Source organism: Streptomyces sp. NPDC048442 (assembly GCF_040651475.1).
In the GTDB taxonomy this organism is placed as follows: Bacteria; Actinomycetota; Actinomycetes; order Streptomycetales; family Streptomycetaceae; genus Streptomyces.
Map to the genome: position 1 here is coordinate 53,461 of NZ_JBEZKB010000016.1, position 19,472 is coordinate 72,932.

Sequence of the window (19,472 nt, forward strand, 5' to 3'; positions counted from 1 at the left end):
TCAGGTCCGGCAAAGATGAGTGTGCCCCGGAACCGCACGCGGTTCCGGGGCACACTCACCTCTCGTTCAGGCCGCCTCGGGGAAGTGGCAGGCGACCTGCCGCGCCTCGCCCGGTGTGGCGATCCGCAGCAGCGGTGCCTCGCTGCGGCACACGTCCTGCGCCTTCGGGCAGCGGGGGTGGAAGGTGCAGCCCGGCGGGGGCGCCGCGGGGCTGGGCGGGTCGCCGAGGAGCATGATGCGCTCGCGGGCCCGTTCGGCCGCCGGGTCGGGCAGCGGGACGGCGGAGAGCAGGGCGCGGGTGTAGGGGTGGGCGGGGGCCGCGTACACCCGTTCCTTGGCGCCGATTTCGACGATCCGGCCGAGGTACATCACGGCGACCCGCTCACAGACCCGTTTGACCACCGACAGGTCGTGGGCGATGAAGAGGTAGGCGAGGCCCAGCTCCTGCTGCAGGCGTTCCATGAGGTTGACGATCTGGGCCTGTACGGAGACGTCGAGGGCCGAGACCGGTTCGTCGGCGACGATGAGGCGGGGTCCGGTGGCGAGCGCGCGGGCGATGCCGATGCGCTGGGCCTGCCCGCCGGAGAACTCGTGCGGGTAGCGGTCGATGTGCTCGGGGATGAGCCCGACGAGTTCCATCAGCTCGACCGCGCGCTTGTGGGCGTCGGCCGCCGAACTCCCCTGCACCAGAAGGGGATCGGAGATGATCCGGGCCACCGTCTGGCGGGGGTTGAGGGAGGAGTGCGGGTCCTGGAAGACCATCTGGAGTTCGCGCCGCAGCGGCTTGAGCTCGCGCTGCGAGAGGTGGCTGATGTCGCGGCCGTCGTAGGTGACCGACCCGGTGGTGGGTTCGAGAAGCCGTACGATCGCGCGTCCGGTGGTGGACTTGCCGCAGCCGGACTCCCCGACCAGGCCCAGGGTCTCCCCCTCGGCCACCTCGAAGGTGATGCCGTCGACGGCCCGCACGGGTGGTGCGCTGCGCCGCTTGCCGGGGAAGGCGACCGTCAAGTCCCTTACGTGCAGGAGTGGTGGGGCGTGTGTGGTCATGAGGCGATGCCTTCGTACGCGGGGAAGTGGCAGGCGGCCGGATGGCCGGCCGGTCCGGTGAGCAGCGGCCGTTCGGTCCCGCAGCGCAGCCGCTCACTGCCCGTCGCGCTCGCGGCGCGGGCACAGCGGGGCGCGAACGCGCAGCCGGGCGCCGGAGTGAGCAGCGACGGCGGGCTGCCGGGGATCGCCCGCAGCGGTACGTCGTCGGGGTCGTCGAGCCGGGGCAGCGAGTCGAGCAGCCCCCGGGTGTAGGGGTGGGCGGGGGCGGCGAACAGGGTGTCCACCGGGGCCCGTTCGACGGCCCGCCCGCCGTACATCACCAGCACCTCGTGGGCGACCCGGGCGACCACCCCGAGATCGTGGGTGATCATGACGACGGCAAGTCCGCGCTGCTCCTGGAGCCGGGCGATCAGCTCCAGGATCTGGGCCTGGACGGTGACGTCGAGGGCGGTGGTCGGCTCGTCCGCGATGAGCAGTTCCGGTTCGCAGGCCAGGGCCATCGCGATCATCACGCGCTGGCGCATGCCGCCGGAGAACTGGTGCGGGTACTCGCCCGCCCTGCGCCCCGGCTCCGGAATGCCGACCTCGCCGAGCATCTCCACGGCCATCCGGCGGGCCGCCCCGCGCCGGGAGTTGAAGTGGACGCGGTGGTGCTCGGCTATCTGCTCGCCGACCGTGTAGTAGGGGTGCAGGCTGGAGAGCGGGTCCTGGAAGATCATCGCCATCCGGCGGCCGCGCAGCCGGTTCAGTTCGCGCTCGGTGCGGCCGACCAGCTCCTGCCCTTCGAGGGTGAGGGAGCCGGTGACCTCGGCACTGGTGTGCAGGCCGAGGACGGCCATCGAGGTGACGGACTTCCCGGATCCCGACTCGCCGACGATGCCGAGGGTGCGGCCGCGGTGGACGTCGAAGCTGAGCTGGTCCACCGCGCGGACGGGGCCGTGCCGGGTGGGGAAGGTGACGGTCAAGTCCCGTGCGGACAGCAGGGGTTGCTGGCCCGCGGCCGGGACGGGTTGCTGAGCTGCGGACAGCAGGGGTTGCTTCTGTACGGTCATGACAGCCTCACTCTCGGGTCGACGACCGCGTAGAGCAGGTCGACGGCGAGATTGGCGACGACGATGAAGGTGGCGGCGAGCAGGGTCACCCCGAGGATGACCGGCTGGTCGCCGGTGGACAGGGCTCCGTAGAAGAGCCGTCCGATGCCCGGCAGGCCGAAGATGGACTCGGTGATGACGGCGCCCGCGAGGAGGCCGCCGAGGTCCATGCCGAAGAGGGTCAGGATGGGCGTCATGCCCGCCCGCAGCCCGTGCTTGACGACAACCGTGCGGCGCGGCAGCCCCTTGGCGCGGGCCGTGCGGATGAAAGGCTCCGCCATCGTCTCGATCATCGAACTGCGGCTCTGGCGCGCGTACATGGCCGCGTACAGGATGGCGAGCGCCACCCAGGGCAGCAGCAGGTTGCTCGCCCAGTGGACGGGGTCGGCGCCGAAGGGAACGTAACTCGGATACGGGAGCAGTCCGGCGACCCGGATGAGTCCGTAGATCAGCATCATCGAGGTGAAGTACACCGGCATGGAGGCCGCGCCGACCGCGCCGACCATCAGGATCCGGTCGGTGAGGGTGTTCTTGCGCAGGGCGGCGAGGACGCCCGCGGACAGGCCCAGCGTCAGCCACAGCACCGCCGCGCCGAAGGCGAGCGAGGCGGAGACCGGCAGCCGGTCCATGAGGAGGTCCCAGACGGATTCGCTGTTCTCGTACGAGTAGCCCAGGCACGGGAAGTCGCAGTGCAGGGCGTACGTGCCGCTGCCGACGGTGCGTCCGGTGAAGATGCCGGAGAGGAAGTCCCAGAACTGCTGCCAGATCGGCTGGTCGAGGCCCATGTGGGCGCGGATCGCCACCAGTCGCTCGGCGCTGCAGGACTTGCCGCAGGCCGTGGCGGCCGGGTCGGACGGGAGGACGTAGAAGATGGTGAAGGTGACGGCGGCGATCGCGATGAGCACGCCGATGACGCCGAGCAGCCTGCGGCCGAGGTAGAGGGTCACGTACGGCTGCCTCTCGGGTCGAGGACGTCGCGCAGGGCGTCGCCGAGCAGGGTGAACGCGAGCACCGTGAGGAAGAGGCAGACGCTCGGGATGACGAAGTACATGGGGTCCGTGTCGTAGAAGGCGACGCTCTCGGCGATCATCTGGCCCCAGGACGGGGTGGGCGGGCGCACGCCGACCCCGAGGTAGCTGAGGGCCGCCTCGGTGGCGATCATGCCGGGGACGATCAGCGTGGTGTACGCGATGACGGGTCCCGCGACGCCCGGCAGGACGTCGCGGGTGAGGATGCGCCAGGGTCCCGAGCCGCCGACGCGGGCGGCGTCGACGTACTCGCGGTGTTTGAGCGAGAGGGTCTGGCCGCGTACGACGCGGGCGATGCCGGGCCAGCCGAACAGGCCGATGACGGCGGTCATCAGGAGGATCCGGTTGACGTCCTTGGCCACCGACATCATCGCGATCATGAAGATGAGGGAGGGGAAGGACATGGTCAGGTCCATGAGCCTGCTGAGGACCGCGTCGATGCGGCCGCCGAAGTAGCCGGCCGCGATCCCGGCGGCCGTGCCGGCGATCACCACGATCGCGGTCGCGGTGAGGGCGATCAGGAGGGAGACCTGGGCGCCGTGCACGACCCGGGCGAACAGGTCGCGCCCGGTGACGGGTTCGACGCCGAGCCAGTGGTCGGCGGAGATCCCGCCGAGCGCCCCGAGCGGCTGACCGCCCAGGTAAGGGTCGACGGCGGTCTTGTCGAACTCCTCGGGGGACCAGCCGCCGAGCGCGCTCAGCAGCGGGGCCGCGGCGGCCATGACGAGGAAGAGCGCGACCACGACGAGGGAGATCTTGACGGAGGTGCGGTGGCGCAGCTGTGCGCGGGCCAGCTGCCAGGGGCCGCGGCCGGCCAGAACCGCCGCGGCGTCCTTGGCTTCGGGGACGGGGGCTTCGGGGACAGGGGCTTTGGGGACGGGGGTGAGAGTCATGATCTGACGTACCCTCAGCCCTGGCTCTTGGAGGGGTCCTTGAGGCCGACCGTGGCGTAGTCGAGCTGACCGCCGAAGGAGGTCTGGCCGTAGGCGCCCGCGATGTTGGTGCCGAGCACCAGCGGCCAGCGGCGCACCAGGACCGGGACGGTCGGGGCCTTGGTGAGGATCTCGCCGTCCAGCTGCTGCCAGGCGGCGGCCGCCTGCTTGGCGTCCGTCATGGCGGCGATCTCGTCCATCCGCTTCATGGTCGGGGCGTCGCGGAAGAGCGAGTGGTTGCCGGAGTTGCCCTTCTCCTTGATGTACCGGCCGTCGAAGACGAAGGGGAGGAAGGTGGACCCGGACGGGTAGTCGGGGCACCAGCCCGTGTAGATCATGTCGGTACGGTTCTTGGTGTCGCCGATCGTCCCGTAGAACGCGGACGGGTCGACGGTCTCGATGGTGACCTTGATCCCGACCTTGCCGAGTGCCTGTTGGATGGCCTCGGCGCGCCCCTTGTCGCCGTTGGAGACGGTCATCTTGGTGGTGAAGCCGTCCGGCTTGTCCGCGTCCTTCAGCAGCTGCTTCGCCTTCTCCACATTGCCGGCCGCCGGGATCTTCAGGGTGTCCGGCTGCTTGCCGTTGAAGAGGGTGGCGGGCATGTACGCGGTGGACAGGTCGTTGAACGCGGGCCCGCCGGATGCGGTGAGCACCAGCTCCTTGTCGAGCGCGTACTGCACGGCCTGACGGACCTTCACCTGGTTGAACGGGGCGCGTCCGGTGTGCATCTGGACCATGTCGGTGCAGTTGGTGGACTCGGCGATCAGCCGCCCCCGCACCTCCGCGTTGGGCAGTACCTTGGCCGCGCTCTCCGGCCGCAGCGCGCCCCAGGAGACGGCGGAGGCGTCGGCGCCCTGGCTGGCGATCAGCCGGTCGTCGATCTGGTTGGGCTTGAGCCCCATCACCATGACCAGCTTGTCCGGGTAGGCCTTGCGCACCTGGTCGGTCGAGACGTCCCAGTGGGTGTTGCGCACCAGGACCAGCTTCTTGCCGCGCTGGTAGGACTCGATCTTGTACGGGCCCGAGGAGAACGGCCGGTTGTCGTACTGCGGCCCCTTGTCCTTGGCCTGCGGCACCGGGGAGAACGTCGGCATCACGGTGGCGCTGGGGAACTCGGCGAAGGGCTTGCGGAGTTCGAAGACGATCGTGTGGTCGTCCGGCGTCTTGATGGAGTCGAGGTGCTTGCCCTGGGCGGGGCCCTGGTAGCCCTCGGCGCCCTTGAGGTAGCGGGCCGCGTAGTCGGCGCCGCCCGGCAGGTCGGGCGAGAAGGACCGCTCGACGTTGTACTTGACGTCCTGCGCGGTGACGGGGGTCCCGTCCTCGTACTTGACCCCCTTCTTCAGGCGGAACGTCCAGGTCTTGGCCCCGTTGGACGCGGTGCCGAGGTCGGTCGCCAGGTCCGGTACGAGCTCGCCGCCTGCGGTGCCGGGGGCGGCCTTGTAGGTGACCAGGGTGCGGTAGAGCGTCCGGGTCCCGAACTCCATGGCGTTCACCACCCAGTTGCGGGCCGGGTCGAGGTGCTCGAAGTCCTGGTTGGACAGGACCGTCAGGGTGCCGCCCTTCTGCGGGGTGCCGCCGACCATGGTGCCCGCGTTGGCGGTCGCGGGGTTCTTGGCGCCGCCGTCTCGCGCGCCGGACTTGTCCGGGCTGGAGCAGCCGGTCGCGCCGAGGGTGAAGGACGCCACCAGAGCGGTGGAGAGGACGGCGAGGGTGCGCTTGTTCATCAGTGGTCACTCCGAGAACAGTTGGCCAGCACAGGAGTTGGCTGGAATGTGACCTGTAACATAGTAATGTGAAATTGCACTGACAACCCATTGGCGGGTCCGTTATCCACCCGTGTCCGAACGGCCGGACACCCGCACCAAACCCCCCACCCCAAACCCTTGGCATCGACTGTGCCATGTGAAATATTACTGAGGTGCCCACGAGAAAACCTTCGGATGTCATCGTCGTCGGGGCGGGAGTGGTCGGCGCCGCCTGTGCCTACTACGCCGCCCTCGCAGGCCTCTCTGTCACCGTGGTCGACCGCGGCCCCGTCGCGGGCGGCACCACGGGTGCGGGTGAGGGAAACCTCCTGGTCTCCGACAAGGAGCCGGGGCCCGAGCTCGAACTCGCCCTGCTCTCCGCCGGGTTGTGGGAGGAGCTCGCCGAGCAGCTCCCCCGGGTCGAGTACGAGGCCAAGGGCGGTCTCGTCGTCGCCTCGGACGAGGCCGGGATGGACGCCCTGCGCGCCTTCGCGGCCGGCCAGGAGAAAGCCGGTGTACGGGCCGAAGAGGTCCCGTTCGACCGGCTGAAGGAACTGGAGCCGCACCTGGCCCCCGGCCTGGCGGGCGGCTTCCACTACCGGCAGGACGCCCAGGTCATGCCCGCCCTGGCCGCCGCACATCTGCTGCGGGCGGCGGGCGACCGGGTGCGTCTCAGGCTCGGCGAGGAGGTCACCGGGCTGCTCACGGACGAGGGCGGGAAGGTACGGGGCGTACGCACCACGACCGGTGAGATCCACGCAGGTGCCGTGGTGAACGCCGCGGGCACCTGGGGCGGCGAGCTCGCCAGGTTCGCGGGCGTGGACCTCCCGGTCCTGCCGCGCCGGGGCTTCGTCCTGGTCACCGAACCGCTGCCACGCCTCGTGCGGCACAAGGTGTACGCGGCGGACTATGTCGCCGACGTCGCCAGCGGTTCGGCGGCGCTGCAGACCTCGGGGGTGGTCGAGGGCACCCCGGCGGGCCCCGTCCTGATCGGCGCCAGCCGGGAGCGCGTCGGCTTCGACCGCAGGCTCTCGACCGAGGTGCTGCGCCGGCTGGCGTCCCAGGCCACCGCGCTCTTCCCGGTCCTGGCCGGGGTCCGGGTGCTGCGGACGTACGCGGGCTTCCGCCCGTACCTGCCCGACCACCTCCCGGCAATCGGCACCGACCCCAGGACCCCCGGGCTGCTGCACGCCTGCGGTCACGAGGGTGCGGGGGTCGGGCTGGCCCCGGTGACGGGGCTGCTCGTCGCGCGGGCGCTGACGGGCGAGGAACCTCCGCTGTCACTGGGGCCGTTCAGGCCGGACCGGTTCGCCGACCCCGCCCCCGCACACTCCTCCTCGCCCCTCCCCCACTCCTCTCCCCGGAAGGACCCGCACGATGGCGCGTGAGCGCACCCCGGCCGACCTTGTGGGCGCCGAGCCCGGAGCCGAGTTCGAGATCACCTTCGACGGGCGCCCCGTCACCGGCCTGCCGGGGCAGAGCATCGCCGCCGCGCTCTGGGGCGCGGGCATCCTCGCCTGGCGCACCACCCGCAACGGCGCCCGCCCGCGCGGCGCGTTCTGCGGCATCGGGCAGTGCTACGACTGCCTGGCCACCGTCAACGGCGAACCCAACCGCAGGGCCTGCCTGGTACCGGCACGCCCCGGCGACGCGATCACCACCCAGGAGGGACACGGCCATGACCGCATCGGCAGCTGAACCGTACGGCCTCGCGGTGATCGGAGCGGGCCCCGCCGGTCTCGCGGGAGCCGTCACCGCAGCCGAACTCGGCGTGAGCGTCGCCCTGTTGGACGCCTCGCCGCAGACCGGCGGGCAGTTCTACCGGCACCCCGCACCGGCCATGGGGGCGGTACGCCCCGAGGCGCTGCACCACGACTGGTCCACCTTCGCCGGGCTGTACCGGCGGCTGGCGGCGAGCGACGTCACCCACCTCGCGGGACACCACGTCTGGACCGTGGCCAAGGAGGCCGACGGCCTGTGGACGGTCCACGCCGTCACCGGCGACGACGGCAACGGAGAGCAGCCGGTCCAGGTGCGCGCCAGGACGGTCCTGCTCGCTACGGGGGCGTACGAACGTCAACTCCCCTTCCCCGGTTGGACCTTGCCCGGAGTGGTGGGTGCGGGCGGCGCCCAGGCCATGCTCAAGTCGGGGCTCGTACTGCCCGGCAAGCGCGTCGTCGTGGCCGGGAGCGGCCCGCTGCTGCTCGCGGTCGCCTCCTCGCTCGCCGCCGCAGGAGCGCGGGTGCCCGCCGTGGTCGAGGCGGCCGGCTATCTGCGCTACGCCCGTCACCCCGTCGCACTCGCGGCCAATCCGCACAAGCTCGTCGAAGCTGCCGTGCACGGCAGCGCGCTGCTGCGGAACCGGGTCCCGCTGCGGCTGCGCAGCGCGGTCACCGAAGTGCACGGCACCGCCCGGGTGGAGGCCGTCACCGTCAGCAGGCTCGACTCCGACTGGCGGCCCGTACGGGGGTCGGGCCGCCGGATCGCGTGCGACGCGCTGGCCGTGGGGCACGGGCTCGTCCCGCAGATCGAGCTGGCTACCACGCTCGGCTGCGCCACCCGCCCGCTGTCCGACCGGACTTCCGCCCTGGTCCTGGACGACCGCCAGGAAACCTCGGTACGGAACCTGTGGGCGGCAGGCGAGACCGGCGGCATCGGTGGAGTCCAACTCGCCTGTACGGAGGGAGAGTTGGCCGGTCTCGCGATCGCCGCACGGCTGGGGCTGCGGCCCACGCACAGCGGCCGGGCCGGCAAACTCCTGCGCAGCCGGGGCCGTATGCGCAGGTTCGCCGATGTCATGACCGCCGCCCACGCGCCGGGATCCGGCTGGCCGCGCTGGCTGGCCGACGACACCGAGGTGTGCCGCTGCGAGGAGGTGACCGCGGGATGCATCCACGAGGCCGTCACCGAACTGGGGGCACGCGACGCACGCAGCGTCAAGCTCCTCACCCGGGCCGGCATGGGCTGGTGCCAGGGGCGGACGTGCGGGACGGCCGTGGCCTGCCTCGCGGCGGGCGGAGGGGCGGTAGGCGGAGGCGCAGTGGGCGGAAGTACGACGGACGGCGGCTCAGCGGCCGGAAGCACGACGGACGCCGGCGCGGTGAATGGCGGCGCTGTGGAAGCACTCGCCGAACGCCGCCCGATCGCCGTGCCGGTCACGCTCTCCGCACTCGGCGCACTCCCGGAACCGGGCGACTCCCCGGCCCAATCCCCCGAGACCACCAAGACCACCAAGACCACCAAGACCACCAGCTGATCCACGCGCACCCCTTCGGGGGTGCCGCATTCCACTGAGTAACATGTCACACACCACAGAAGGGTCCCTCACATGACTGCCACCTGGAACCCCACCCGCCCCTGGCGCGGCATCATGGTCGCCACCACGCTGCCGTTCCGCGACGACCTCTCCGTCGACCACGACGCGTACGCCGAGCACGTCCGCTGGCTCCTGGACAACGGCTGTGACGGCGTCGTGCCGAACGGCTCCCTCGGCGAGTACCAGACCCTCACCGACGAGGAGCGCGCCCAAGTGGTCCGCACCGCCGTCGAGGCGGCGGGCGACGGGGCGCGTGTGATGCCCGGCGTCGCCGCGTACGGCAGCGCCGAGGCCCGTCGCTGGACCGAGCAGGCGGGCGAGGCCGGCTGCGGTTCGGTCCTGCTGCTGCCGCCGAACGCCTTCCGCGCCGACGAGCAGACCGTCCGCGCCCACTACGCCGAGGTGGCGAAGGCCTCAGTGCCGGTGGTCGCGTACAACAACCCCATCGACACCAAGGTCGACCTGACCCCGGCCCTGCTCGCCGACCTGCACGCCGAGGGCAGCATCGTCGCGGTCAAGGAGTTCAGCGGCGATGTGCGCCGGGCGTACGAGATCAGTGAACTCGCCCCGGAACTCGACCTGTTGATCGGCGCCGACGACGTACTCCTGGAGCTCGCCCTGGCCGGGGCCGTCGGCTGGATCGCCGGATACCCCAACGCCTTCCCCGCAGCCTGCTCCGAGCTGTACCGCGCCGCCGTCGCCGGTGACATCTCCACTGCCCTGCCGCTGTACAAGTCGCTCCACTCCCTGTTGCGCTGGGACTCCAAGACGGAGTTCGTGCAGTCCATCAAGCTGTCGATGGACCTCGTCGGCCGCCGCGGCGGCCCCACCCGCCCGCCGCGCCACCCGCTCACCGGGGAGATCGAGGCCGGGGTGCGCGAGGCCACCGAGAAGGCCGCGGCAGCAGGCCACCGCTGACCCGTCGAACCCACTGCCCGTGTTGACGCAAACCTGAGAGGAACGAATCTCCGTGCGTACTCGTCATGTCTTCCATGCGGTCGACTCGCACACCGAAGGCATGCCCACCCGCGTGATCACCGGTGGCGTCGGGACGATCCCCGGCGCCACCATGGCCGAGCGGCGGCTGCACTTCATCGACCAACTCGACCATCTCCGTACGTTGTTGATGTACGAGCCCCGCGGGCACTCCGCCATGAGCGGGGCCATCCTCCAGCCTCCCACCCGCCCCGACGCCGACTTCGGAGTCCTCTACATCGAGGTGTCCGGGCTGCTGCCTATGTGCGGGCACGGCACCATCGGCGTGGCCACCGTCCTCGTCGAGACGGGCATGGTGGCCGTGACCGAACCCGTCACCACCGTGCGGCTCGACACCCCGGCCGGGCTCGTCAGCGTCGACGTACAGGTGGAGGACGGTGCCGCGAAGTCGGTCACGTTCACCAATGTGCCCGCTTTCTGCGTCGGCCTGGACCGCAAGGTGGAGGTCCCCGGGTACGGAACGGTCACCTACGACCTCGCCTTCGGCGGCAACTTCTACGCCTTCGTCGAACTCGACGCGCTCGGCCTGCCCTTCGACCGGGCCCGCAAGGACGACCTGCGGGACGCCGGCCTGGCCATCATGGACGCGATCAACGCCTCGCCTAACCGTCCGGTCCACCCGGAGCAGCCGGAGATCGCCGGGGTGAAGCACGTCTACCTCGCCGCTCCCGGTTCCGACGCCCACCGCTCGCGGCACGCGATGGCCATCCACCCGGGCTGGTTCGACCGTTCGCCCTGCGGTACGGGCACCTCGGCCCGGATGGCCCAGCTGCACGCCCGCGGCGAACTGCCGCTGGACCGCGACTTCGTCAACGAGTCCTTCATCGGTACGGAGTTCACCGGCCGGCTCGTCGCCGAGACGGAGGTCGGCGGACTGCCCGCCGTCGTACCGACCATCACGGGGCGTGCCTGGATCACCGGCACCGCCCAGTACTTCCTCGACCCGGACGACCCCTTCCCCGGAGGCTTCCTCCTGTGACCACCGCCGTCACCACCCTCACTTCCCGCAACCCGGCAGACCCCGACGACGTACTCGTCCAGCTCCCCGCTCCTGGGGCGTTCGCCGCGGTGGACACCGTGGAGCGGGCCCGCGCGGCCCAGCCCGGCTGGCTGGCCGGCGGGGCCGCGGCCCGGTCGGCGGCGCTCGGCGCGGTCGCCGCCGCCGTCGAGGCCGCCGCGGAGGAGCTGGCCGCTCTCGCCGTACGCGAGGTGGGCAAGCCGCTCACCGAGGCCCGGGGCGAGGTGGCGCGTACCGCCGCGATCTGGCGGTACTACGCCCAGGCCCCCTACGAGCCCACCGGCGCCGTCCACGAACCGGCGGCGGGCCTCGGGCTGCTGCTGACCCGCCGCCGCCCGCACGGGGTCGCCGGGCTCATCACGCCCTGGAACTTCCCCTTCGCCATCCCGACGTGGAAGGCCGCCCCGGCGCTCGCCGCGGGCAACGCGGTCGTCCTCAAGCCCGCCCCCGAGGCCACGGCCTGCGCCCAGCGCCTGACCGAAATCATTCAACAGGCCCTGCCCGCCGAGGTGTTCACCCTCCTGCCCGGTGGCGCGACCGAAGGCAACGCCCTGGTCTCCGCCGCCGACGCCGTCTCGTTCACCGGCTCGACGGCCGTCGGTCAGGCCGTCGTCCGCGCCGCCACCGCCAGGGGCGTCCCGGTCCAGTGCGAGATGGGCGGCCTGAACGCGGCCCTCGTCCTGCCGGACTCCGACATCGAGCAGGCCGCCTCCCACATCGCCGCCGCGATCGCCGGGTACGCCGGCCAGAAGTGCACCGCCACCAGCCGTGTCATCGCGGTCGGCGCCGCGCTCGCCCCGCTGCGGGAGGCCCTCGCCGAGGCGCTGCGGGCCGTCCCGGTGGGCGATCCGGCCGACCCCGCCACCGTGTGCGGGCCACTCATCAGCGAGTACGCCCGCGAACAGGTCAGCGGCGCCTGGCACGGACTGCGCGCACTCGCCGGCGGCTCCGTGCCCCACGGCCCCGGCTGGTACGCGGCGCCGACCCTGGTCGACGGGGTGTCCCCGGGGCACCGGCTGCTGCGCGAGGAGGTCTTCGGCCCGGTGGCGGCCCTGCTGCCGGCCGACGATCTCGCCCATGCGGTCCGGATCACCAACTCGGTGCCGTACGGCCTGGTCACCTCGGTGCACACCAGCGACCTGGACACGGCCCTCGGCGGACTGGACCGCATCGACACCGGAATGATCCGGATCAACGCTCCGTCCAGCGGCGTCGACTTCCACCTGCCCTTCGGCGGCACCAAGTCCTCCAGCTACGGGCCCCGCGAACAGGGCCACGCGGCCCTGGAGTTCTACACCTCCAGCCGCACTTACACCCTCTCACCTGCGAAAGCAATGTGAAATTGTACGCTGGTGATCCACTCCGGTACGAAGGGATCACCAACGACATGGGGCATCTGAGACAGCGCGACCTCAACGCCACCCGGGAACGGCTGCGCGACCAGGTCGCCCACGCACTGCGGGCGGCCCTGGTCTCCGGCGAGCTGCAGCCGGGCGAGGTGTACTCGGCACCGGCCCTCGCCGAGGACTTCGGGATCTCGGCGACGCCGGTGCGCGAGGCGATGCTCGACCTGGCCCGGGAGGGCCTGGTCGAGCCCGTCCGCAACAAGGGCTTCCGGGTCACCGAGGTCAACGAGCGCGACCTCGACCAGTACACCGAGATCCGCGCCCTGATCGAGATTCCCCTCGTCGGACGGATCACCAGGTCCGCCGCCCGCACGGAGCTGGAGGCGCTGCGGCCGGTCGCCGATGAGATCGTGCGCGCGGCCCGCGACCACGACCTCATCGGCTACCTGGAGGCCGACCGCCTCTTCCACCTCTCCCTGCTCGCGCTCTCCGGCAACGAGCGGCTGGTGGAGACGGTCGGCGACCTGCGCAAGCGGTCACGCCTGTACGGGCTGACCGCACTCGACGAGCGCGGCGAGCTGATCCCCTCGGCCGAGGAGCACCTGGAGCTCCTCGATCTGATGCTGGCGGGTGACGCGCGGGCCGCCGAGGAGTGCATGGCCGAGCACCTGGGCCATGTCCGTTCGCTCTGGGCCAGGGGCGGGCCCACGAAGGGCTCCGCCGGACAGAGACCACGAAAGAGATGATCCATGAACCCCGCCCACGCGACCGTCGACCACGTCTTCCCCGTCCCCCTGGACCACGCCGTCCCGCACGGCCCGACCCTCCAGGTCTTCGCCCGTGAGGTGGTCGACCCCGCACGGGCGCACGAGCAGCTTCCCTGGCTCCTCTATCTGCAGGGCGGACCCGGCGGCAAGTCGCCCCGCCCGTCAGCCGGTTCACCGGGCTGGCTCGCCCACGCGCTCAAGACCCACCGGGTGCTCCTGCTGGACCAGCGCGGCACCGGCCGCTCCACCCCCGTCACCGCTCGGGCGGCGGCCCGCTTCGCCTCCCCCGAGCGGCTCGCCGCGTACCTCGGGCACTTCCGCGCCGACGCGATCGTCGCGGACGCCGAACTGATCCGCCGACAGCTCTGCGGCGACGAGCCCTGGGAGACGCTCGGCCAGAGCTACGGCGGGTTCCTCACCCTCACCTACCTGTCCCAAGCCCCCGAAGGGCTGCGGGCCTGCTACGTGACCGGCGGCCTGCCCGGCCTCGCGGCCACCGCCGACGACGTGTACGCCCGCACCTACCCGCGCGTCCGCGACCGCGTCCTCGACTTCTACGCCCGCTACCCGGACGACGCTCCGCTCCTGCGCAGGATCGCGGACCTGCTCGCCACGACCGACGTCCGGCTGCCCGACGGGGACCGGCTCACCGTCCGCCGGCTGCGCACCCTCGGCCTCGCCCTCGGCATGGGCGACGGCTTCGAGCGGATCCACTGGCTGCTCGACGAAGCGCTGGACGCGGAGGGCGAGTTGACCGACACCTTCCTCCACCAGGTGCGGGGCCTCACCGGCTTCACCGACAACCCGCTGTTCGTCGTCCTGCAGGAGTCGTTGTTCGCACAGGGTGCCGCGAGTGCGACCGGCTGGGCGGCCGACCGTGCGCTGGCCGGCTTCCCGGAGTTCGCCGAGGACGCGGATCCCCTGCTGCTCACCGGGGAGATGATGTACCCCTGGATGGTCCGGGAGATCGCGGGCCTGCGCCCCTTCGCGGACGCCGCCGACCTGCTGGCCGCCCGCACCGACTGGCCGGCCCTGTACGACCCGGACCGCCTCGCCGCCAACCGGGTGCCGCTGGCCGCGATCGTCTACCACGACGACATGTACGTGGACGCCGGACTCTCCCTGCACACCGCCCGTGCGGTCGGCGCCACCCGCACGTGGGTCACCAACGAGTGGGAACACGACGGCGTCTCCGCCTCGGGCGGCAGGGTGCTCGGCCGTCTGATGGAGATGGCGGCGGGCCGGAGCTGAGCGCTCCGCCGGGTTTGCGGTGAGGTGCCGTAGTGCGCCTGCGGCGCGTCCGAGGGGTCGTCGTTCATCTGCGGCGCCGTCGTGGCTGGTCGCGCAGTTCCCCGCGCCCCTAGGGGGCGGGTTGCGCGAGCCGAATCGCAGCGCGCGCCATACAGCCCCGCGCCCCTTTGGGGCGTTCTGATTCTTTCGCCCCCAGGAGAGACATGCCTGCTCTGCCGATCCGGTTGTGCCACCTTGTTCCGGCGCTCGTTCTCGTCCCGTATCTCACGCTCGGCGCTCCCGCTTCCGCCGCCCCGTCCTCCGCCGCCCCGTCCTCCGGCGCCTCCGCCTGTGCGCTCAAGGGGGTGACCGGCTGGACCGACGAGGGGCACGACACGGACCAGGCCCAGTTTCAGCCGTCCACCGGAACCCGCCGCGTCCTGACGCTCTTCGTCGACTTCCCGGACGCACCGGCCACCGGTTCCACGGACGCGTACGCGGCCCAACTCGCCCCTGCCACCGGTTGGTTGGCCAGGGCCAGCTACGGCCGTCTCCAGCTCGACACCGATTCGCCGGACCGCTGGATACGGATGCCCGCCGACTCCACCTCGTACCACTTCGAGCGCGGCCTCACCTTCGAGACCCACGAGAAGTACCTGCGCGACGCGGTCCGCGCCGCCGACCCGTACACGGACTTCTCCCGCTACGACATGGTCCGGGTCGTCCCCGCCAGGGCGGCGACCGCGATCCCGTTCTCGCCGACGTACCTCTACGACCCGACCACCCCCGGCATCACCGCCGACGGCACCCGGCTGAAGTGGGCCGTCACCTTCGGGCAGGACATGTGGCGCTGGGGCCACAAGGTCGCCGCCCACGAGACCGCGCACACCTTCGGTCTGCCGGACCTGTACTCCTTCACCGGCGCCACCCACCAGTACGCGGGCGGCTGGGACGTCATGGGCAACATCGCGGGCGCCGCCCCGCAGTACCTCGGCTGGCACTCCTGGAAGCTCGGCTGGATCCGCGACGACCAGGTCATCTGCCTGGCCGCGCCCGGACGGCGCACGGTCCGCCTGACTCCGGTGGAACGCCCCGGCGGCACCAAGATCGCCGTCGTGCGCACCGGCGCAACGACGGCGTACGTGGCGGAGTCCCGCAGGGCCGAGGGCAGCGACTCCTCCGCCTGCTCCACCGGCGTCCTCGTCTACCGGGTCGATTCCGCGGCCCCGACCGGCGAGGGCCCGGTCAGGGTCGTGAACGCGAGCCCCACCGCCACCCCGCCCGCCGGCTGCACCCCGCTGGACATGGCCGCCCACACCCCGGGCCAGAGCTTCACGGACCCCGCCACGGGCGTCCGCATCGAGGTCCTCGCGGGCGGCGGGGCGGGGGACGTGGTGCGCATCAGCAAGAAGTGAGGCCGGCGCTCGTCGGCCGTCCGGATGCCGGGGTCAGTTGTGGACCTGGCTGATGGCGCCCAGGGAAGTGCGCGGCGCGGCGGGTCCGACGACGGCCTCGGGGACGAGCTGGCCCGCCTGCGCGATCCGGGAGATGCCGTCGGCGAACACGCGGGCCATCTTCAGGTAGCCCGTGTTGTTCGGGTGCAGGCGGTCGGTGAGGTCGCCCGTGGTCAGCGCTGTCGACATGGGGACGTACGACACCTTGTGGCCCTGGACCTGCCGGGCCGCCACGATGCCGGGGATGGTGGCGTTGTACGCGTTGATCCTCGACTGGACCGCCGGGGAGGCGGACGGGACGAGGGAGGCGACGGAGATCGCGGTGTCCGGGGACGCGGCGATGATCTGGTCGATCAGTGCGGCGAGCCGGGCGGGAGCGGTCGCGACCTGATGGTCGCGGTCCAGGTCGTTGGTGCCGATGTGCAGCAGGACCACATGGGGTCTCGCTGCGGCGAGCCAGGTGTCGATGTGGGCGGCGAGTCCCTCGATCAGCCACCCTGAGTGGCCCTCGTGGTCGGGGTCGGGCAGCTGCCCGTGCTGCTGCGACCCGACGAAGTCCACCACGGGCGCGTGGTCCTGGAGCAGGTTCCACAGCTGGGCCCGGTAGCCGGAGCGGGTGGTGCTGCCGACGCCCTCGGTGATCGAGTCGCCGAGCGGCATCACGGCGAGGCGCGGCACGGTCCAGTTGTCGGTCCCGAAGCCGAGTTCGCCGCTGTAGAGGTACGTGTGGAGGGTGTCGACGGCACTCATCGGGTTGCCGATCTGGTAGCCCTTCACCTGCTCGAAGAGCCAGTCCGGCCCCGGCCCCGCACAGTCGCGGAAGGCGGGCCGCGCCTCCCCCTCGTAGTGGGAGTCGCGGCCCGTACAACGGTCGCCCTTGGGCGGGGTGGCTGCGGCTGCGGGTAGCGCGGTGACCGTCTGTGCCACGGAGGCGAGCAGTACGGCCGGCAGGGACAGCGCGAGCAGGCACGTCCTGACGCGGGAACCACGGGCGGCGGACCGTCTTCGGGGGAAGCCGAGGAGGCGCTTCATTCAGGATCCTCCGGACATGTGCGAATTATGTGGCCAATGTGAAGACAAAGTGTTCCCGAGGTCTGGCCCACCGAGCCGGCTTGCCCTGGCCGGTGTCACCCGAAAGGGCACCGCCGGCGGGTCGTCCGGATCGGGCACCGGTCAGACCCTCTTCGCCAACGGTGGCTGCACCGCCCGGTGATCGACCGCCGGGGACGAGCCGCCGACGGCCCTGCCCATAGGCGCACCCCCTCACTCGCCGGACGGGTGAACTCCGGGGGTACGCCATGGGGGCAGCGGCGCGTCCGTGGGCTTGAACAGGAGGCGCTGCCGATCATCCGGGTATGACCATCGGAGGAAGTGCCCGGGTGAGGGTGGGTCGGGGACGCCGCTGCTGGCCCTTGCTGCTCCTGTTAATCCCGGCAGTGGCAGTGGGCGGTACGGCCGCTCCGGCCACCGCCGACGGAACCGGGACGAACGTACTGACGCTCCGCGTCACGGTGAACACCCGCTCCGCGCTGGGCGCGGTGCGGCCGGGAATCCGGGTGGAAGGACCAGTCGTGAAGAAGTACCGGCTGGTGAACCGGGGCGGGGCGGACCTGTACGACGTCCGGCTCGCGGATCCGACCCTGCCGGGCGTACGGATCGTCTGTCCGGGCGGGCGCGCCCGGATCGCGATGCTGCGCGGTCTCAGCTCGGCCAGTTGCACCGCGACGGGATCCGCGAGGTTCGGGACCCGGGTCGGTGAGGTGGTGGCCACCGGCCGCATTCCGTACCTGCGTGCCGTGGTGCGGGCCACGGCACGCTCGGGGTACGCGGGTGTCGGCGGGGGCCTGGCGCTGACGGAGAGCGCCCGGTTCACCGGCCGGTCCCGGGCGACCGTCCGCTACACGCTGACCAACCGGGGCAATCGCCCGGTGTACGGCGTCACGCTGAGCGATCCTGCCCTCGGGCCGACGCGCATCAGCTGTCCGGGCGGGCGGGCGACGGTTGCGCGGCTGGACCCGGGAAGGCCCGCGCGGTGCACGGCGGTGGTCCGGCGCGGCGTCGGTACGTACTCGAGTACGGGACGGGCCGAGGGCAGCGACCGGCTCCGCACGCTCGGGCGCTGGGGGAACTCCGTACCGCCGCCGAAGCTCACCGCGAGGGCCTCCGCCCGGTTCGCCATCCCCAGGGTCGCCGCGCGACGGCCGCCCGTACCGCGAAGGGAGCCCGCGCCTCGTGAGCCCGCGCCTCGTGAGCCGGAGGCGCGCAACGAGCTGGATGCGCCCGCACGCCGGCCCGCTCCGCCGGCCGGTGCCGGGGCACCCGGTGTCGCGCCGCCCGGTGTGCCGTTGCCCGGTGTGCCGCCCCCGCTCACCGGGTTGCTGCCGCCAGGAGCCGTGGCGCCCCCCTTCGACATCGCCGTACCGCCCCCTCCTGCTGCGCCCGCCGAACCCGCAGCGCCTGCCGTGCCCGCCGAACCCGCTGTGCCTGCCGCGCCCGACGAACCCGCCGGGCCCGGCACCGCCCAGAACGTGCCGCGCGAGTCCGCCCAGGAGGGGCAGGATCCCCTGCCCGGCCGTCTGTACCGGCCCGGCGGCCGCCCCACCGGCCTGGGCCTGCTCGCGATGCTGTTTCTTCTTCTCCTCCCGGCAGCACTGGTGGCGGCCGTCGTGGGATCACGCCGCCGCTAGCCCCCAGCCCCAGCCCCCCTGTACGGACATGAAAGGAGCAGCGCCCTCAATGATCGAAACTCTCGCCGTCGTCCTCGGCGTCGCCGTGCTGGCCGGGGCCTGCGTGGTGGTCAAACACCGCTTCTGGCCGCCGTCCGACGAGGACGAACCGCGCGAGGACGTGGCCGAGTACATCTCCATGATGGTCGGTGTCCTCTACGCCCTCGTCCTCGGCCTGGCACTGGTCTCGGTGTGGGACACCCGCTCCAGCGCGGAAGAACACGTGCAGACCGAGGCAGGCGCGGCACACCAGCTGTACCTGCTCGCCGAGGGAATGCCGGCCGAGCAGGCCGACCGGATGCGCACCGGCGTCACCACGTACGTCCGGCACGTGGTGACCGCGGAGTGGCCCAGGATGGCTGAGCGGCAGCCGCTCGGCGAGCAGGGCTGGTCCCTCCTGGGAGAGGTACGGGCCGCCGAGCAGGTACGCGACGGAGCCACCACCGCACAGCAGGTCACCGCACAGGAGATGCTCGCCCAGATCAGCGCGCTGGACCAGGCCAGGCGGGGCCGCGAGAGCGATGCGGAACAGGGCCTGTCCCCCATCCTGTGGTTCGGCCTGGTCATCGGGGGCGTACTCACCCTCGCGTTCATGTTCATGTTCGGAGTGCAGCGGAGCTTCATGCACGTCGTCATGGTCATGGGACTCGCCGCGCTCATCGCCTTCATGGTCCTGCTCATCCACCAGCTCGACGCACCGTTCAGCGGCCTCCTCGCCGTCGACTCGGCCGCGTACACCAGGTACCTTCCGGGATTCTGAGTTCTCCGTCCTTCGG

General features: G+C 71.9%; 17 protein-coding genes. 11 read left to right on the forward strand and 6 right to left on the reverse strand.

Annotated features, from left to right (window positions below):
• Positions 1-66: 66 nt before the first annotated feature.
• Genes AB0D18_RS23455 through AB0D18_RS23475 form a run of 5 tightly spaced genes read right to left on the reverse strand, consistent with a single transcriptional unit; the run spans position 67 to position 5,822 of the window.
• Positions 67-1,047, reverse strand: a complete 981-nt coding sequence (locus AB0D18_RS23455; protein ID WP_362421754.1) for an oligopeptide/dipeptide ABC transporter ATP-binding protein — start codon at positions 1,045-1,047, stop codon at positions 67-69.
• Entirely contained in the window at positions 1,044-2,099 is a 1,056-nt protein-coding gene (locus AB0D18_RS23460) for an ABC transporter ATP-binding protein (RefSeq protein WP_362421757.1), read from the reverse strand. The genes AB0D18_RS23455 and AB0D18_RS23460 overlap by 4 nt, the downstream gene beginning before the upstream one ends.
• Positions 2,096-3,085 (reverse strand): ABC transporter permease, encoded by a 990-nt coding sequence (locus AB0D18_RS23465; protein WP_362421759.1) that lies wholly within the window; start codon positions 3,083-3,085, stop codon positions 2,096-2,098. Before AB0D18_RS23465 ends, AB0D18_RS23460 begins: the two co-directional genes overlap by 4 nt.
• Positions 3,082-4,059 carry an ABC transporter permease gene (locus tag AB0D18_RS23470; protein WP_362421762.1) on the reverse strand — a complete coding sequence of 326 codons (978 nt, stop codon included), beginning with the start codon at positions 4,057-4,059 and terminating at the stop codon, positions 3,082-3,084. The genes AB0D18_RS23465 and AB0D18_RS23470 overlap by 4 nt, the downstream gene beginning before the upstream one ends.
• A 14-nt stretch (positions 4,060-4,073) precedes the next feature.
• Positions 4,074-5,822, reverse strand: coding sequence for an ABC transporter substrate-binding protein (locus AB0D18_RS23475; RefSeq protein ID WP_362421765.1), 1,749 nt, complete (start codon positions 5,820-5,822; stop codon positions 4,074-4,076).
• Between the two features lie 194 nt (positions 5,823-6,016).
• On the opposite strand from AB0D18_RS23475, the gene AB0D18_RS23480 reads away from it, so the two are divergent.
• The 9 genes from AB0D18_RS23480 to AB0D18_RS23520 all read left to right on the forward strand — a co-directional run bounded on the left by AB0D18_RS23480 (position 6,017) and on the right by AB0D18_RS23520 (position 15,931).
• Complete coding sequence (locus AB0D18_RS23480; protein WP_362421768.1) at positions 6,017-7,231, forward strand: FAD-binding oxidoreductase; 1,215 nt, start codon at positions 6,017-6,019, stop codon at positions 7,229-7,231.
• Positions 7,221-7,541, forward strand: coding sequence for a (2Fe-2S)-binding protein (locus AB0D18_RS23485; protein WP_362421771.1), 321 nt, complete (start codon positions 7,221-7,223; stop codon positions 7,539-7,541). Before AB0D18_RS23480 ends, AB0D18_RS23485 begins: the two co-directional genes overlap by 11 nt.
• Positions 7,522-9,099, forward strand: coding sequence for an NAD(P)/FAD-dependent oxidoreductase (locus AB0D18_RS23490; RefSeq protein ID WP_362421773.1), 1,578 nt, complete (start codon positions 7,522-7,524; stop codon positions 9,097-9,099). Before AB0D18_RS23485 ends, AB0D18_RS23490 begins: the two co-directional genes overlap by 20 nt.
• A 72-nt stretch (positions 9,100-9,171) precedes the next feature.
• Complete coding sequence (locus AB0D18_RS23495) at positions 9,172-10,077, forward strand: dihydrodipicolinate synthase family protein (protein ID WP_362421775.1); 906 nt, start codon at positions 9,172-9,174, stop codon at positions 10,075-10,077.
• A gap of 52 nt (positions 10,078-10,129) precedes the next feature.
• A complete protein-coding gene (locus tag AB0D18_RS23500; protein WP_362421778.1) occupies positions 10,130-11,134 on the forward strand; it encodes a proline racemase family protein in 1,005 nt (334 codons plus the stop codon).
• Positions 11,131-12,513 carry an aldehyde dehydrogenase family protein gene (locus AB0D18_RS23505; RefSeq protein ID WP_362421782.1) on the forward strand — a complete coding sequence of 461 codons (1,383 nt, stop codon included), beginning with the start codon at positions 11,131-11,133 and terminating at the stop codon, positions 12,511-12,513. The genes AB0D18_RS23500 and AB0D18_RS23505 overlap by 4 nt, the downstream gene beginning before the upstream one ends.
• A 47-nt stretch (positions 12,514-12,560) precedes the next feature.
• Positions 12,561-13,265: a GntR family transcriptional regulator gene (locus AB0D18_RS23510; RefSeq protein WP_362421785.1), complete on the forward strand. Its 705-nt coding sequence runs from the start codon at positions 12,561-12,563 to the stop codon at positions 13,263-13,265.
• Positions 13,266-13,268: 3 nt separating this feature from the next.
• Entirely contained in the window at positions 13,269-14,537 is a 1,269-nt protein-coding gene (locus AB0D18_RS23515; RefSeq protein WP_362421788.1) for an alpha/beta fold hydrolase, read from the forward strand.
• A gap of 203 nt (positions 14,538-14,740) precedes the next feature.
• Positions 14,741-15,931: a M6 family metalloprotease domain-containing protein gene (locus tag AB0D18_RS23520; RefSeq protein WP_362421790.1), complete on the forward strand. Its 1,191-nt coding sequence runs from the start codon at positions 14,741-14,743 to the stop codon at positions 15,929-15,931.
• A 33-nt stretch (positions 15,932-15,964) separates the two neighbouring features.
• Here the strand turns inward: AB0D18_RS23520 and AB0D18_RS23525 are convergent, their stop codons facing one another.
• Entirely contained in the window at positions 15,965-17,002 is a 1,038-nt protein-coding gene (locus AB0D18_RS23525) for an SGNH/GDSL hydrolase family protein (protein ID WP_362421793.1), read from the reverse strand.
• Positions 17,003-17,406: 404 nt separating this feature from the next.
• Here AB0D18_RS23525 and AB0D18_RS23530 point away from each other — a divergent pair, with 404 nt between their 5' ends.
• Together AB0D18_RS23530 and AB0D18_RS23535 are read left to right on the forward strand one after the other, a co-directional pair.
• Positions 17,407-18,657: a hypothetical protein gene (locus AB0D18_RS23530; protein ID WP_362421796.1), complete on the forward strand. Its 1,251-nt coding sequence runs from the start codon at positions 17,407-17,409 to the stop codon at positions 18,655-18,657.
• Between the two features lie 49 nt (positions 18,658-18,706).
• Positions 18,707-19,456 (forward strand): hypothetical protein, encoded by a 750-nt coding sequence (locus AB0D18_RS23535; protein WP_362421799.1) that lies wholly within the window; start codon positions 18,707-18,709, stop codon positions 19,454-19,456.
• Positions 19,457-19,472: the final 16 nt, after the last annotated feature.